Below are 15,187 nucleotides of genomic sequence, written 5' to 3'. Positions count from 1 at the left end.
AATTGCGGCAGCCTTTCCGAAACATTACAAAGTTGTAATCTTGGTTATATTCGAGAAAGGATGTTGATAGAGTGTATTGAGAACGAGGCTAATGGATAAATGGACGTTAATGAAAATACTATTGATTGAAGACGATCTTCATATCGCCAAATTTTTGGTGAATGGCTTTCAACAACAAGGGATTAGCGTAACTCATGCGAAAGATGGCATTGATGGTCTGCATGAAGCGATGACTGAAGAGTTTGACGTCATTATTCTCGATATTATGTTGCCAAAAAAAGATGGTTTTGAGGTATTGGCTGAGCTAAGAGGGCAAGGTTACGCAACGCCAGTGATTATTCTAAGTGCAAAGCATTCAGTAGAAGAGCGTGTACAGGGACTACAGTCGGGAGCGGATGACTACTTAGTAAAACCCTTTGCTTTCCCTGAGCTTATAGCTCGTTGTCAGACTTTAACACGTCGCGGAAAACAACCTGTAACTCAGGCTTTGTCGCTTGAGTATGGTCCTCTTAGTCTTGACCTCATCAAACACACCCTATGTCGTGACCAACAGACGATTACTATCAATCAACGTGAGTTTATGTTGATGAAGCTACTTCTTGAGAACCCAGAAGCGGTAATGTCTAAAACCGCCATTTTAGAACACGTATGGGGACATCAATTCGACCCACAAACGAACGTTGTTGATGTTCTGGTGTGTCGCTTGCGAAGCAAAGTAGATAAAGGGTTTTCAACACCACTGATTCACACATTGAGAGGTGTCGGCTATGTCCTCAAGTCGTAATATCGAACAGGCTTTGGCGAAAGCTAAAAATCATCTGTTACTGCGACTTATGGCGACGCTATTACTCTGCTTGTTGCTGGTTGAACTGATCGTCGGGGCAATTTTCTTTTTCGATCTTTACCAAACCGAAAAGAAGATCATGACCTCAATGTCGGCTGAATATCAACGAATCTTGACCTACGATTCGCCTGAGAGACTGATTCATGTACTGGAAGCCAATCCGCATCGACTTATAGAGAATAATATTGCGGCCTATGTTGTGAACAATCAAAGAACAAATGAAGCTATGTTTGTTGCGGGCGACACAAATGTATCAAATAGCTTATCGAACTTGAGTGGAGGCGATTCTGTCCGTTCACTTCTAGAGTATCAGATTGACGATTCAAAAATGTGGCTCGAGAGCTTTGTTGTTAGTCCCTACATGTCGCTTAGAATGACAGGTGAAGATTACGACTTTTGGTTGGTATTGGACAATCGAGCTAGAGATCATGTCGCGTTTAATCAATGGTTAATGACACTCTATGCACTTGTGACTTTGTTGATCGTAACGGCAGTCTTTACTCGTAAAATTATCCAAAACGCTATGTCTCCGCTGATCACATTGGGTGACTTGCTAGACCAACTCCAGAAAGGGCAGCTGGAGCTTAAAGATATCGACACAGAGCCAGCACAAGGGTTAGAGGTGATCAGTTCAAGTGTCCGCAGTTCAGTGGCGAGACTCCACCATGTTACAACGGCCTTGAATACTACGGTTGATGCTATTGCTCACGATATTCGTACACCTCTTTCACGCATCACCTTAGCCTCTCAAACCGCCTTGATTAATAATGGCGATCAGCGCTCAATGAAGGAAGCGCTAGCCGACTGTGCCGAGCATGCAACACAAGCGAGCAATATGTTGACAGCTTTGATGAAGCTAAACGATGAACTTACGGGCAAGCGCATACCGCAGAAAACGGAAACTAATGTATCTGACGTTATTCGTAATGTTGTGAGTTGGTATGAAGACGTCGCCGAAGACAAAGAGATTACGTTGATTGTCGATGCGCCAATCGAGTTGAGCCTTCAATCGGACCCAGATAAGTTGACGCAGGTGTTGGTTAACTTACTGGATAATGCGATTAAATATACTGAACCAAATGGCCATATCACATTGATTGCTGAACGAGTGGGCAATGATTCGGTGAGCATTTCAGTTCAAGACACGGGCATCGGTATCGACCCTAAATTTCAAGCCTTGATTTTTGAGCGCTTGTATCGAGTCGATAGTAGTAGAAGTAATGTACAAGGCTACGGGCTAGGCCTCTCCCTCGCTTTGGCTATGGTTGAGAACCTCGGTGGCGACTTAACTGTCGAGTCCACAGTAGGCGAGGGAAGCACTTTTACTATTTCGCTGTAGTTTTGTTTGAACACAAGTAGAACGAAATTAAAGCACGATACGGATTACTTGATTTCGCAGGGCTAGAAGATCATCTATGGTTTTACTGATTACTTATATTATTTGTTGAATTTATGTCTTTCATTTTGTTTTATTGATTTTACTTATTAAATATTTATCAATGGCTAGGTATTTATGTACAATCTCTTGAATAGTAAGGTGATTTATAATTATTTGCTCATGATGACATATCTTTGATTTGGCTGATCGCGCATATCCTTACTTGTTAAGTGACAATAATTCAAAAAAGAAAGGTAAGAATGAAGTTCTATATAGCAGTGACGTTGGCTGTGTTTTTAAGTGGTTGTGTTACAACGGCTGAAAAACCGAAGAAAAATAATATAATCAAAGAAATGGTAGCTGAGACAACCCTCGATAAATTGCATACAAATGGAAACGATCTATTTTGTGTACAACCAGAGTATTTGGCGTGCTTTGATATAACGCAGCAGCAATGTATTAGTGAAATGGAAGAAAACGATGATTTTTGCGTAGCAAAAGTTGAGAAGAAGCTTCCGAACAAGACATTTGACGAGGTGGATGAGTATTCGCAATTTTACGCTATGTGCCTTGTAACCTCTCATGTAACAACACACCTAGATAAGCTTGATGATATCGGCCCTTGTTTGAAAAAGTTGGAACTCGACCAAGACTTGTTTAGAGATACGTTATCTAAGTAGCGTATGAGTAAGTTGCTTTAGCGTAATTGAAATCGAAGGCCTCGCGGTGTGCGAGGCCTTTTTCGTTTTTAGAAGTGTAGGAAGCTCGGTTAGTGGTCTTTTTGTAATTTTTCGGTATGCTATGTTAATAAATTCGTTTGGCGACTGAATCTGATGCAAGACAATCCAAATACATCCCGAGCCGAGCTAGAAGCGATGACTCTGCTAACCCAACTTCGTGGCGATCGTAGTATCGATGCGATTGAAGACGCTCACCAACAGTTGAAGGATATAGAGCGACGTTACAGTGTTGAGCTGAATGAGGTTTATAGTCAGTATTTAAAGGCTGTTGAGGCGTTTCGCTGTGATCGACTTGATGAAGCCGTAAACCGGTTTATGGTTTTTTTGGAACGTTTAGAGTCGGAGACTGATAACGACATTCTACTCGCATACGCTAATGTCTATCTTGGAACCATATATGCGTCCAAAGGACAATTTTATCGCTCACTCGACTACTTCAAAGCAGCTGAAGCCCTTCGAAGAGGTTCAGATCATAAGCTAGGGCTGTTTTTGAATATTAACCTAGGTGGTATTTATATCGATCTAGAACAGTATTCCAAAGCACTAGAACACAGTGAACTTGCTTTGGAGCACAGTAAGCATGTAGCGAATCCGGTTAACTTATCGCTAGCGTTGTGTAATCAAGCCATCGCTTTTGCTTACACCGATAAACTCGATCAAGCACTCGAAGTGATTGAACGCTCTTCTCAATTATCTCTATCCAATGAAAACTGGCATGGTTACACCTACAGTCGCTTCTACTACGCATTGATTTTGTCGATGAAAGGTCAAAGAAAGCAGGCATATGAGGCGTATAAAGAGAGCTTTGAACTAGTTAAACAGCACGCAGATACCTATTTGAGTATTGAGTTCTACGATAAGTACGCGCAGTTTCTATTGAGTTGTGGATATTATGATTTTACCGCTAAGTTCTGTAAGAAGTCCCTCGCAGCGAAAGGCTTGGCAGACAATGTTCGTATAAAACTGTCATTGCTTAATACACTCGCACAGTGTTTAGAGAAACTTGGCGAAGTGGAGCAAGAGTGCCAGGTTCTTCGCGAGGCTTGTGTAGCCTATCAAACCTTAATTAATCAGAGTAAAGATAACGAAGTTAGTTATATCGACTCCATTCTTGAGCATACCCGTGTTCAAGTAGAAGCTAAGAACTCAGATCTGTTCACGCGCAACCTCGGTTATTTAAATGAATTAGGGCAGATGATCGCAAGTACAGAAGATCATCAAACTGATGTACTTAAACTGTTTAAACACATAGGTGAGATTGTCCCATGCTCAGCCTTTAGTTTGGCTTTATATCGTGCAGATCGAGATGTACTCGATTACAAATATTTGCTTGATGAGGGTGAGTTTCAACCTGCGTTTGAGGTTGAGTGCGATTGCGTGTCGAGAATTGGAATCTATACACTCAAGAACAATGAGACCTTGGTGCTTGATACCTGTAGCGATCAGGAGTTGGAGTTGTACTTAGACAATGGTTGTTCAGCAAACAATACTTGGGTCAACAAAGACGAAAAGCCTGCTCAGAATGGTATGTCGGTGATTTGTACGCCGGTCATTTTTAGTGGCGAGACTTTGGGCGTGATCAGTGTTCAGAAAAATGAGAGTTATGCATACAAAGACTTTCATGTTCAGGTGGTCATGCAACTGGCGAACTATATAGCTGTTTCATTGAAAAATCAGTTACAACGCCAAGAGTTAGAAGATAACCGTCAGTATATGGAGCAGATCTATCGAACCGATCATTTAACAGGTTTGAAGAATCGCTTTGGTTTGAGACCTTACTTAGAGGAACTTATGAACCGATATGGTTCGGGCTTTGATATTGCTACCGTTCTACTCGATGTTGACTATCTGAAGGCGTTTAATAACCACTACGGCATGGCGAAAGGGGATGATCTGTTGGTGACAATAGCCGATGTTCTTCGTCATGTATCTAGAGGAGAGGGCGAAGCATTTCGAATTGGTGGGGACGAGTTTGCGATACTGTTTCCGCATCCGGTAGTGGATAAGGCCATCGAAGTTGGACAAGCGATTAAAGCACATCTGAAACGTAGTGCTATAGAGAATCTGGGGGCTAACACAGAAGAGTTTGTCACTTGTACGATAGGAGTGCTTGAATCATCAAATATGCAAGATATCGTCACCTTTGAACAACAAGTTCTCACCAGAGAACGAGCATTAATCAAAGCTAAGAAACACCAACGTAATCGATTGTTACGATATGAGCATTCGAATTAAATTCTGCTGACTCATTAATGGCATGAAATTCGGTGTTCGAATTATCATCTCTGTTGAGATTAATGTTAAATCAAGTGGCTGATTTTATTGGGGATAAGCGTAAAGTCTCGGTTTTGACTAAAAGTACTAATTAAGTTTTATATTCTTAATTGTGAGAATAAATTGGTGTTTAGTTCTGATTGGCGTTCAGTGGTTAGATGTTTTTTAGGTTAATATCCACTTAATTAAGAGTGTTATGTTCTTGATTTGCATAAATAATTAAAGAGTTCAAATAAAAAAGTTGGCGAAAATCAGAAGCTTGGCATACACTTTCCTTGTAAACAGCCTTATCTCATTGATTGGATAGGGTAAATGCTTCGGCGCTACTGACGATAGTAGCAAGGTTTAACATAGCTTTGAGGAAAGTTTTATGGCACTCACGAAGGCCGATTTGGCTGAGAACCTGTTTGAAACACTCGGATACAGCAAACGGGATGCCAAGGAAACGGTTGAAGTGTTTTTCGAAGAAGTTCGTAAAGCACTAGAAAATGGCGAACAGGTAAAACTGTCAGGTTTTGGTAATTTTGATCTTCGCGAGAAAAACGAGCGTCCAGGTCGTAACCCTAAAACTGGTGAAGACATTCCAATCTCTGCTCGACGTGTTGTTACTTTCAGACCGGGTCAAAAATTAAAAGCCCGCGTTGAAAATATTAAAATCGAGAAGTAGCCAAGCAATAGACCACGCCTAGCGTGGTCTTTTTTTGTCTCGTTGCATCTTTGAAGCATGATGAATACTAAAAAGGCGGTCTTGATGACCGCCTTTTGCGTTAATTGAATTGGACGTTATTAGTTAACTAATGAGTGTGTTTATGCCGCTTTGATATGAGTTGTAATGTAAGGCTGCCAAGCTTGCTGATACAACTCCAGAGACTGGCTTCTTAGGTTATTGATTTGTGCCGCTTCAATATCGTTAATAGGGCGGTTTTGCGCTAACGCGTTGCGCTCAATGCCTTGAATGATCTCATACAGTTCATGTTCTGGGCCACTTTTCACATCAGCGATAGCTTTTAGGTGAAGTTGAACTTCTGCAATGATGTTAGTTTTTGGTAAACGAACCAGTAAGTTAAGGTCACGGTAACCAGAATCGGCTGGAGACTTAAATTTGTTTTTCACTTTAACGACATCCGCCTCACGGCTTACTGCTTCATAGACTTCTACCAGGCTCTCTACATCGTTAGCGATGATGGTTGCACGAGCAAGGTCAGTGATTCTAGTCACGTCGCCGTTGAGTTCTAGAGCGATCTTTTCTTCAGCACGAGCTTGAGATTTTACGCCAGCAAAAAGCGCTTCAGAATTAGTCAGTAGGGCAGTACTTTTACAGATTGTTTCTAGCTCTGCTTGAGCTTGGTGTGATTTGCTGTAAAGCACGTCGAAGTCGGTATAAGGTTGAGTTGGTTTTGAATCGAACGCTTTGATTCCATATAGGCCGCTTAGGCTGTGACGGAATACTTTCGATGACACTTGGTTTTGTGCCGGTGTGCGAGTTGGTTCTGCTGAGTTAGTTGATACAGTTGCTGCGAATGCAGGCGCGCGGCTCAATACAAGAAGCATTAGTGCCGTGGTACGGAGAAATACACTCATTCAAACTCCAATATACGAGGTTACAAAACGGTGAAACTAAAAGGGGTAACCAGTAACGCTAAGAGCAAATTGTTGTTCAAACTCGGTGTCTCTACATACTATATGGGGCCGTTTGAACAGAAACCAACCTTAACGTTTTCTCGTGTTTTAGTATGTGAACATATAGACAAATTAAAGAAGCGTTAGTTCCACATTTTCAAGAACTTTGAGCTCTGCCAAGGTTGCTCTTACCTGTCTATCCTGTACCCTTGCATTATGACTGAACAAGATGAACGAAAGATGAATAATCCTGAATTTTGGCACAATAAATGGGCCGCAAACCAAATCGGTTTCCACTTAGAAGATGTAAACCCACTGCTAGTTGAGTTTTGGCAGCATACCGAGCCTAGTCATGAGAAGAGCGTTTTTGTCCCGTTGTGTGGCAAGAGTGAAGATTTAGTGTGGTTGGCATCAAAGCATGCTGAAGTGCAGGGCGTTGAGCTAAGCCAAATAGCTGTCCGCGCGTTTTTCGCTGAACACTTTTATACGCCGATGGTGACGCAGGTTAATGGTCAACATGAGCTGTACCAGTTTGATGAGCTGAGTATCTACACAGGCGATTACTTCACAGCGCCAATTCAAGCCGTTGATACTATTTACGACCGTGCTTCTTTAGTGGCATTGCCGAAAGAGATGCGAGTTCAGTATGTCGAGCGTTTAAAGCAGCTATTGAAACCCGGAGGTAAGATTCTTCTGGTCACTTTAGATTATATTCAGGAAGAGATGAGTGGCCCTCCGTTTAGTGTACCAAGAGACGAAGTCGAGCAACTGTTTTCTGGCTATAAGATTACGCAATTGAATCAAGATATTGCGGATGAAGATCATCCTAAGATTGCTAAAAAAGGTCTATCTCGCTTTAGTGAAGAGGTCTACTTGATCGAGTGTCAGGGTTAAGACGAATAGCGAGTTGCGCATAGCTTAACGTCGAAAAAGAAAAGACGGGCACATTAGCCCGTCTTTTTTGTACTCAGTAATATGAACGACCGAGCATAATTACTTTACAAATTAGTAGATCACTTTGACCTTCGAAGCGCTCTCTACAGCATCTTCAATCGCAGATTCAATGCTGTTACGACGAGTTAGAGCAACACCCAAGCGGCGTCGGCCATTGATATCTGGTTTACCAAATAAGCGAACCTGCGTTTGAGGCGCGCTCAACGCATTTTCTAAACCTTCAAAACGAATATTAGTTGAAGTGCCTTGTCCAAGAACAACAGCAGAAGCACATGGTCCGTATTGAGTGATTCCCTTGATCGGCATGCCCGTAAATGCGCGTACGTGCAGTGCAAATTCAGAAGAGTCTTGCGACAGTAGTGTCACTAGGCCGGTGTCATGTGGTCGTGGTGATACTTCGTTAAAGATAACGTGGTCGCCTTTAACGAACAGTTCAACACCAAAGATGCCGTAACCACCTAGAGCGTCAACCACTTTACCGGCCGTGTATTGTGCAGCTTTTAATGCATTGTCAGACATGACTTGTGGTTGCCATGATTCGCGGTAGTCACCGTCTTCTTGGCGATGGCCAATTGGCGCACAGAAGTGAACGCCGTCCACTGCACGAACAGTGAGAAGAGTGATCTCATAATCGAAGTCGATGAAGCCTTCAACAATCACACGCCCAGCGCCAGTACGACCACCTTCTTGTGCGTAATCCCACGCTTTTTGAATGTCTTCTTCTGTTTTAATAACGCTTTGCCCCTTGCCTGAAGAGCTCATTACAGGCTTAACCACACATGGTGTACCTGCGAACTCTACTGCTGCTGCGAAATCTTCGTATGTATCGGCAAAGCGGTATGGCGATGTCATCAGTTGTAACTCTTCCGCCGCAAGACGACGAATACCTTCACGATTCATCGTTAGCTTGGTTGCGTTAGCTGTAGGGACGACATTTAAGCCTTTCTCTTCCAACTCAACCAGTTTATTGGTGGCGATAGCTTCAATTTCAGGTACTACGTAATCCGGCTTTTCTAGCTCGATAATTGCTTCAAGTGCATCGCCATCTAACATGTCTAACACATGACTGCGATGAGCGACTTGCATTGCAGGGGCATCTGGGTAGCGATCACATGCAATCACTTCTAGACCTAAACGTTGACACTCAATAGCGACCTCTTTACCAAGCTCACCAGAGCCAAGTAGAAGTACACGAGTAGCATTGTCACGAGTGGCGGTACCAAACATAGTTATTCCTTCCGATCTTTTGAACGAGTAATTGAGAACGGGGTGATCATACTTATTCCAACCCCAAAAGCAAACGTTTGCGCAATGATTTTGGTGAATTTTAAGCATAAAAAAAGCAGCCCATTGGAATCGGGCTGCTGATGTAAATTACATGTTAACTTATTGCAATTAGATTGCTAAGTAAGTTACTGGAATATCAGGGTTAATTGCTTCAAGTGTTGATTGAGTATCCGCTAGGTGGCTAATCTTGCCTTCTGCGTTTTCAACCAGAGCTGCGCTCTCAATTTGGTCGAAGTCAAAACCAGCAAGCATTACTTGAATCATCGCCACTTGAAGTGGAGGTAAGCTTGGGTTGAACGCAGCGTTTTCTGCGTAGGCACCTGTGAAGATGTCACCGTTAGCCAATTGTAGAGACACACCGCTTAGGTTCTTGGTGTATGGAGCATGGCTACGGTTCATCGACTCTAGAGCTTTGACTACGATAGGTGCTGTCTCTTCAGTCGTGTACTTATGGTCAAGCTCTGTCATTAGGCCTTCGGTGATACCCAGATCAGAAGGGCCGAAAGAGTCTGGTAGATAATCTTGTAGTGAACGCTCTTCACGTTCTGGTAGCTGGATTTTAAGCTCTTTTGCTGTCGTCAGCTCATTCATAAATTGACGACAGTGGCCACAAGGGCTGTAGTTGATGGTGACATCAGTAAGTCCCTTTTCGCCTTTCATCCAAGCGTGGCTGATCGCTGCTTGTTCAGCATGAACCGTTTGTCCAAGCTGGGCGCCTGCAATTTCCATGTTTGCACCGAAGTAGAGGTGACCTGAAAGGCCGCGCACCACTGCACCAACGTAGAAATCAGAAAGTGGGGCATATGAGAATGCCGCTGCAATTGGCAGTAAAGCTAGGCGAACTTCTTTATCAGAAAGACCGCTTGCATCCAGCAAGCTTTGAAACTGCTCTTTAGAAATAGTGGCGTCAAAGTTGTCTGCTAATACGATGTCACTTAAAAGTGCTTTCAATGAAGCTGGAGCACTTTCCAGCGCCAGGGTAATACGACTGTTCATGTTGAATCCTTAATTGACCTTAGGCTTTAAGTTTATGCAATACTCAGGAATTTTCTGTGATCATTGTCACTATTGTATGTCGGTTGTTACATTGTGTTGCACAATTAGAGTGAGGTCACAAATGAAATCGTTTGCAGCCGGCAAAGTGTAATTGATGTCACAAATTGTCAGGTGCATCACATTGCATTAATAAATAGCTTAGCGGAAAAAAAGAGCGCAATTTCCAATGTGTTGTTGGAAAAGCGCTCTAATTTTTATAGAAAAATGGTAGTGGCATACGTCTTCAGTAGTGGCTCACTATTTCGATAGCATAAGTTGTTGGCTGGATATCGAGGTTCATGAGTACAACCACAGCACCAAAGAAAACACCGATGGCGCGAGTATTGACGTGATCACACCACATAAAACCAAAGCCAATGAGCTAAATGCCGCATCACGCGGGTCTTTCTCGGCGCTGGTCGCAGTGCCCAAGGCGTGAGAAACGGTGCCCATAGTCAATCCACGAGCGATTGGACTCTTAATACCAATCAGGTTGTAGATCGGGTAAGCGAATATTGCACCGAACAGGCCGACAAGCAGAACCAATATTGCAGCGATTGCAGCTTCACCACCTAAATGGCTGGAGACTTCCATTGCAATTGGCGTTGTGACGGACTTACCTAACAAGCTAGCGATTAGTCCAAGGTCTGCATGAAATGCGGCGGCAATTAAAGAAGCACTCAGCATCGACATCAAGCTACCGACTGCACAAGCGAGAGTGATGATACGCCAATTCGCGCGGATCTGAGGCAGTTGTTCATACAATGGATATGCTAAGGCAACCACTGCTGGTTGCAGCATGTAGGTAATCCAAGTGTTATCTGCGTAATACTCTTCGAATGGTACACGCCAGTAGGTCAGTATCGGAATAATAATGGCGAGACTGATCAATAGAGGATTACACAAAGGTGAATTCACCTTTTGACTGATCCAACGGGCAAATAGAAATACAACAATGGTCAATAGAATCCACATGTTATTTACCCTTCGCAATAATTCGGTCCAAAAACCAAGAGAGTGATACTAAAACGATCAGTGTACCGCCAATGGCACTGGCTAAAATAGGTAGAGCGTTGGCGACTAACATGTCGAAATGTTCCATCAGCCCGACACTGATTGGTACGAACAAAAGGATCATGAAACGGATGATCAGGCTCGCACCGGGTTGTACCCAGTGAGGGGGTATGATTCCGATCACCATCGCAAAGAAAAGCAGCAGCATGCCAAAGATACTTCCAGGAATCGAAGTATCAAGAAGGCTCTGTATGGCATTACCGGCTGTCAGTGAGCCGATGATCAAGGTAAAGGAGATCATCAGGTACACGAGTTGGATCAGTCTTTCTTTCAAAAGGTGTCTCTGTAGTTAGGTTAAGTTGTGAAGTTAAGTCGATGTATTAGCTAGCCAACTTCTCTACGTATTGATATACGGCTTTCAGTATCGCCATCTTCTTCTCGTCGTTTTCATGCTCATGAGCAAGATTCTCAAGGTTAAGCATGTAATCTTCAAGTCGACTTTCGTAAAACTCACGGCAGTGATTGGCCCATTTTTGCTGTTCTGATTCATCAAGCGTCCAAGGATAGTGGCGCGCTTTATACCTGAATAGTAGAGGTTCAATACGTTCGTCAGCAAAACTAATATCTAGAGCCGCAAGATTGTTTGGCTCTGTTTGGCGAATGATGTCCATCGCCGCTTTGTCAGAAGGCGAGAAGAAACCATCGTACAATTGAGTATCGACGTCGTTGTCTTTTTCATACTCACGTTCTACCGAATAAAGCCCGATGAGTTTTTCACGGATCTCTGGATGCTCACGAAGAAGCGCTAAGTTGGCTAGACATTGCTGACGGTCAATACCAATAGTCTCTGCATTCTCGGCTGTGAGTGTTTTCGCAGGCGCGAGAATCGGGCACTTGTTGAGTTGTACCAGCTTGATCGGCACTGGTAGTTCATCAGGGCCTAGTTCGCTGTGTTTGGTATAAAGCCTTTCACGTAACGCGTCTGTATCTAACTCAAGCAGAGGGCTTGGATCTTTCGCTAGGTCGACCACGATAACTGCATTTTGATTGGTCGGGTGCCAAGCCATTGGCACAATCCAACTGGTGTAGTTGCACTCTTTACCAAGCATGCCCGAAACGTGCATCAGTGGTGTCATGTTTACGATGTCGACCAGCTCGTTGAGCTTGCGTTTGTGGCGCATGTTGTACAAGTAGTCGAACATTTTCGGTTGTGCAGCTTTGATCTTTTTCGCCAGTTCAATGGTGGCAACTACGTCAGCCATCGCATCGTGGGCATTTTCGTGTTCGATACCGTTAGCCACAGACAGGTGCTCTAACTTAAAGCTCGGGAATCCTTCTTCATTTTCTGGCCAAACAATGCCATCTGGACGTAATGCATGGACAGCACGCATGACATCCAATAGGTCCCAGCGAGAGTTGCCGTTCTGCCAGCTCCATGCATACGGATCAATGAAGTTTCGGTAACAGGTATAACGTGTCACTTCATCATCGAAACGAATGCTGTTGTAACCAAGGCTAGTGGTATTTGGTTTAGATAACTCAGCGTGAATCTTCGCGATAAACTCTGGCTCAGGTAGACCTTGTGACATCGCTTTTTGTGGCGTGATTCGTGTGATTAATGCAGCTTCAGGTGCAGGTAGATAATCAGCGGGTGGTTGGCAATAGATGACCAGTGGCTCACCAATGATGTTGAAATCTTGGTCGGTGCGGACACCCGCAAATTGACTTGGTCGATCTTTAGCTGGGCTCGTACCCCAAGTTTCGTAGTCGAAGAAGAAATAGGTCGGCTGATTATCTGAGCTCATTGAATATCCTGACAGTAGATAGGGTCTACTGTGACTGAAGGTGACTTTTCCTCAGTATCTGACAGGAAGCGGTGACGGTGCAAGCCGCATTGTAAATAAATTTCATCAAATCGATGCATTACTATTCAATTAAGCCAAATAGCAAAGCTGATGGTATTAAAACTCATTAATCCTATTAAATTTAGGAATATATCAATATTAATCGGATGGGGGTGTAAACATCATTCTGAGCTTTTTAGGCCAGCTATATTCACTGTTTCGCAAGTCTTGGAAAATGAGTTTCCACTCTTGAAAAGTAACGGTTATTGGATTGTCACTGTTGACTGGTTTTGTCGTACCGTAGCGAACGGTTTCCACCTCGGGTTCAAACGTGCCGAATAGTTTGTCCCAGATGATGAGCACGCCAGCGTAGTTTTTGTCGATATATTGCGGATTGCGACCATGATGTACACGGTGGTGAGAAGGCGTATTGAAAACCCACTCCAAAGGACCTAGCGTGCGTATCCATTGCGTATGAACAAAGAACTGCAAACCGAGGTTGAGAAGCACGACGAATACCACCCATTTTGGCTCGAAACCGATGATTACCAGAGGCAACCAGAACACCCACATGCCTGATATTGGGTACATCAAACTTTGACGAAACGCAGTGCTGAAGTTCATTCGTTCAGAGCTATGGTGGGCTACATGCGATGCCCACATCCAGCGTGTTCGATGACTGGCTCGGTGGAACCAGTAATAGAAAAAGTCTTGCAGTACCATTAATAATAGGAAGCTAGCTAGCCCCATTTCTATATCCATTAACCTCCAACCAAAGAGCCAAAGGTAGAGGTGTGCGACCAATAAGCCCGTGAGCAAATCCGATAGTTGATGCATTCCAGCTAGCGTAAAATTGCAGGCAACTTCTGGAAGAGTGTAGCGAGAGTTTTCGGGTAGATGGTTTTGTTTTTGTCCAATGAAATATTCTGCCAGCATACAAACGATAAAAAGCGGTGCAAGTACCACGAGTAACCATTCCGGATTATTAATGAGTGACTCTATATTCATCTGATGCCTCAGTGTGTAGTAGTAACAGTTGGGTTATTGCGTGGGTTAGTGAATTGATATGGGCTTACCAACGAGCAAAGTGGTCTTCGGTTAAACCAAGCACATGATCAAGCTGGTGGATGACTCCATTGTTGTCTTTTATTGAACCTGAAAAGTGGCCGATGAACTGACGAAAATTGCTCTTGAGTACGAGGAAGTTCAGTTTTTCGCTGCGTTTATTGCAAGGCGTGAAAGTGAGATCAATTCGGCGATCTTCAGAGTGAACCTGCCAAGGTTGCGTGATGTCATCGCGATCAAATTCAAAGTAGACCGAAGGAAGTAGGTGCTTAATACCATTCACCCACAGTGCGTTCTCGCAGGTTCCGGTTTCATTAACTCCTGCAGCCAGGTTCAACCCTAAACGAGTGGATTGAGAAGATTCATCGAAAAGGTGTGTGTTTATGCTCGCCCAGCGCCAACTGGTTTCTCTGCGCATATAACCAGCAGAAAAGTCATACCCTCCCAATGCGTTGTCGAGATTTACGTCATTCCCATCAACGATTAGCTTTCCTCTGACTGCAAGGGCATTGTGTTTCTGGGTATAGGTCCAACCTGAGTAACCCGTTGGCGTTGTCATTGAGAGTGGGTGGCTATTGTTTTCGGATAAAAATTCGAGGCTAGCTTGTACCTGTTTGGTCTTTATCTCTGCCGTCCATTTACCTTGGTTAATGCTGAATAGAATCTGACCGCATGCTATGTGAGTGTCGCCTTGAAAGGGAGAAGAGGTCGTAACTTTGTCGAATGACAATGGTCGAAGCCAAGACTGCTCTTCGATTCGGTTCTCTTTGATGTTGTATACATAGCAGAAGGCTGAACCTAGATAACGAATGTCAGCAATGGCAACACCAATGACATGGCTTGATGTAACTACGCTAACGAATTGAAACTGCTTGTAATGAAAGTAGCGCTGTAACTTATTGGCACGATTATCCATGGCGTTACGATAATCGAACCTCTCTATGTTCAGTTGGTGAGGGATCGTATCAAACTGACCAAAAACAGGTTTGCCATGAGCGTCAATAATAGTGGTGGGTGCGTGTCGGATGATTTCAGGTTTAATCATGATGATATTTACATGGCATTAACATAATAGCTATTCTAGTTAGCCGAAAAGCTCAACGTTAGGTCATTAACGGACATTAGAGGATTT

General features: G+C 43.5%; 14 protein-coding genes. 6 read left to right on the top strand and 8 right to left on the bottom strand.

Going from position 1 to position 15,187, the window contains the following annotated elements; all coding sequences use genetic code 11:
- The first annotated feature begins 109 nt into the window (after positions 1-109).
- From OCV50_RS07790 to ihfA, 5 genes are all read left to right on the top strand, one after another.
- Positions 110-784: a response regulator transcription factor gene (locus OCV50_RS07790; protein ID WP_261902683.1), complete on the top strand. Its 675-nt coding sequence runs from the start codon at positions 110-112 to the stop codon at positions 782-784.
- Complete coding sequence (locus OCV50_RS07785) at positions 768-2,183, top strand: sensor histidine kinase (protein WP_261902682.1); 1,416 nt, start codon at positions 768-770, stop codon at positions 2,181-2,183. Before OCV50_RS07790 ends, OCV50_RS07785 begins: the two co-directional genes overlap by 17 nt.
- A gap of 299 nt (positions 2,184-2,482) precedes the next feature.
- A complete protein-coding gene (locus OCV50_RS07780) occupies positions 2,483-2,902 on the top strand; it encodes a hypothetical protein (protein ID WP_261902681.1) in 420 nt (139 codons plus the stop codon).
- A gap of 153 nt (positions 2,903-3,055) precedes the next feature.
- Positions 3,056-5,197, top strand: a complete 2,142-nt coding sequence (locus OCV50_RS07775; RefSeq protein ID WP_261902680.1) for a diguanylate cyclase domain-containing protein — start codon at positions 3,056-3,058, stop codon at positions 5,195-5,197.
- 409 nt (positions 5,198-5,606) lie between these two features.
- On the top strand, positions 5,607-5,903 hold the full coding sequence (gene ihfA, locus OCV50_RS07770) for an integration host factor subunit alpha (protein WP_004734853.1): 297 nt from the start codon (positions 5,607-5,609) through the stop codon (positions 5,901-5,903).
- Positions 5,904-6,043: 140 nt separating this feature from the next.
- On the opposite strand, the gene OCV50_RS07765 is transcribed toward ihfA, so the two are convergent.
- Complete coding sequence (locus tag OCV50_RS07765) at positions 6,044-6,817, bottom strand: RelA/SpoT domain-containing protein (protein ID WP_239842041.1); 774 nt, start codon at positions 6,815-6,817, stop codon at positions 6,044-6,046.
- Positions 6,818-7,096: 279 nt separating this feature from the next.
- On the opposite strand from OCV50_RS07765, the gene OCV50_RS07760 reads away from it, so the two are divergent.
- Positions 7,097-7,750 (top strand): thiopurine S-methyltransferase, encoded by a 654-nt coding sequence (locus OCV50_RS07760; protein WP_261902679.1) that lies wholly within the window; start codon positions 7,097-7,099, stop codon positions 7,748-7,750.
- 111 nt (positions 7,751-7,861) lie between these two features.
- Here the strand turns inward: OCV50_RS07760 and purT are convergent, their stop codons facing one another.
- The 7 genes from purT to OCV50_RS07725 form a co-directional block, all read right to left on the bottom strand.
- Positions 7,862-9,037 (bottom strand): formate-dependent phosphoribosylglycinamide formyltransferase, encoded by a 1,176-nt coding sequence (gene purT, locus OCV50_RS07755; RefSeq protein WP_261902678.1) that lies wholly within the window; start codon positions 9,035-9,037, stop codon positions 7,862-7,864.
- Positions 9,038-9,205: 168 nt separating this feature from the next.
- The gene (gene cdd, locus OCV50_RS07750; RefSeq protein ID WP_239842038.1) at positions 9,206-10,093 is read right to left on the bottom strand and encodes a cytidine deaminase; all 888 of its coding nucleotides are present in this window, start codon (positions 10,091-10,093) and stop codon (positions 9,206-9,208) included.
- Between the two features lie 336 nt (positions 10,094-10,429).
- Positions 10,430-11,107 (bottom strand): CidB/LrgB family autolysis modulator, encoded by a 678-nt coding sequence (locus tag OCV50_RS07745; RefSeq protein WP_239842037.1) that lies wholly within the window; start codon positions 11,105-11,107, stop codon positions 10,430-10,432.
- A 1-nt stretch (position 11,108) separates the two neighbouring features.
- On the bottom strand, positions 11,109-11,480 hold the full coding sequence (locus OCV50_RS07740) for a CidA/LrgA family protein (protein ID WP_261902677.1): 372 nt from the start codon (positions 11,478-11,480) through the stop codon (positions 11,109-11,111).
- Positions 11,481-11,526: 46 nt separating this feature from the next.
- Positions 11,527-12,951, bottom strand: coding sequence for an exodeoxyribonuclease I (sbcB, locus tag OCV50_RS07735; protein WP_261902676.1), 1,425 nt, complete (start codon positions 12,949-12,951; stop codon positions 11,527-11,529).
- Positions 12,952-13,149: 198 nt separating this feature from the next.
- Complete coding sequence (locus OCV50_RS07730) at positions 13,150-13,998, bottom strand: sterol desaturase family protein (protein ID WP_261902675.1); 849 nt, start codon at positions 13,996-13,998, stop codon at positions 13,150-13,152.
- 64 nt (positions 13,999-14,062) lie between these two features.
- Positions 14,063-15,100: a DUF2804 domain-containing protein gene (locus OCV50_RS07725; RefSeq protein WP_261902674.1), complete on the bottom strand. Its 1,038-nt coding sequence runs from the start codon at positions 15,098-15,100 to the stop codon at positions 14,063-14,065.
- Between the last annotated feature and the right edge of the window lie 87 nt (positions 15,101-15,187).

This window comes from Vibrio fortis, from assembly GCF_024347475.1.
Classification (GTDB): domain Bacteria; phylum Pseudomonadota; class Gammaproteobacteria; order Enterobacterales; family Vibrionaceae; genus Vibrio; species Vibrio fortis.
This window is presented reverse-complemented; position numbering and strand designations above follow the sequence as displayed.

Coding starts and splice junctions, on each gene's coding strand:
- OCV50_RS07760 (WP_261902679.1), top strand. CDS start 7,097: ATGAATAATCCTGAATTTTGGCACAATAAATGGGCCGCAAACCAAATC.
- OCV50_RS07790 (WP_261902683.1), top strand. CDS start 110: ATGAAAATACTATTGATTGAAGACGATCTTCATATCGCCAAATTTTTG.
- OCV50_RS07730 (WP_261902675.1), bottom strand. CDS start 13,998: ATGAATATAGAGTCACTCATTAATAATCCGGAATGGTTACTCGTGGTA.
- ihfA (WP_004734853.1), top strand. CDS start 5,607: ATGGCACTCACGAAGGCCGATTTGGCTGAGAACCTGTTTGAAACACTC.
- OCV50_RS07765 (WP_239842041.1), bottom strand. CDS start 6,817: ATGAGTGTATTTCTCCGTACCACGGCACTAATGCTTCTTGTATTGAGC.
- purT (WP_261902678.1), bottom strand. CDS start 9,037: ATGTTTGGTACCGCCACTCGTGACAATGCTACTCGTGTACTTCTACTT.
- OCV50_RS07775 (WP_261902680.1), top strand. CDS start 3,056: ATGCAAGACAATCCAAATACATCCCGAGCCGAGCTAGAAGCGATGACT.
- OCV50_RS07785 (WP_261902682.1), top strand. CDS start 768: ATGTCCTCAAGTCGTAATATCGAACAGGCTTTGGCGAAAGCTAAAAAT.
- OCV50_RS07780 (WP_261902681.1), top strand. CDS start 2,483: ATGAAGTTCTATATAGCAGTGACGTTGGCTGTGTTTTTAAGTGGTTGT.
- sbcB (WP_261902676.1), bottom strand. CDS start 12,951: ATGAGCTCAGATAATCAGCCGACCTATTTCTTCTTCGACTACGAAACT.
- cdd (WP_239842038.1), bottom strand. CDS start 10,093: ATGAACAGTCGTATTACCCTGGCGCTGGAAAGTGCTCCAGCTTCATTG.
- OCV50_RS07745 (WP_239842037.1), bottom strand. CDS start 11,107: ATGTGGATTCTATTGACCATTGTTGTATTTCTATTTGCCCGTTGGATC.
- OCV50_RS07725 (WP_261902674.1), bottom strand. CDS start 15,100: ATGATTAAACCTGAAATCATCCGACACGCACCCACCACTATTATTGAC.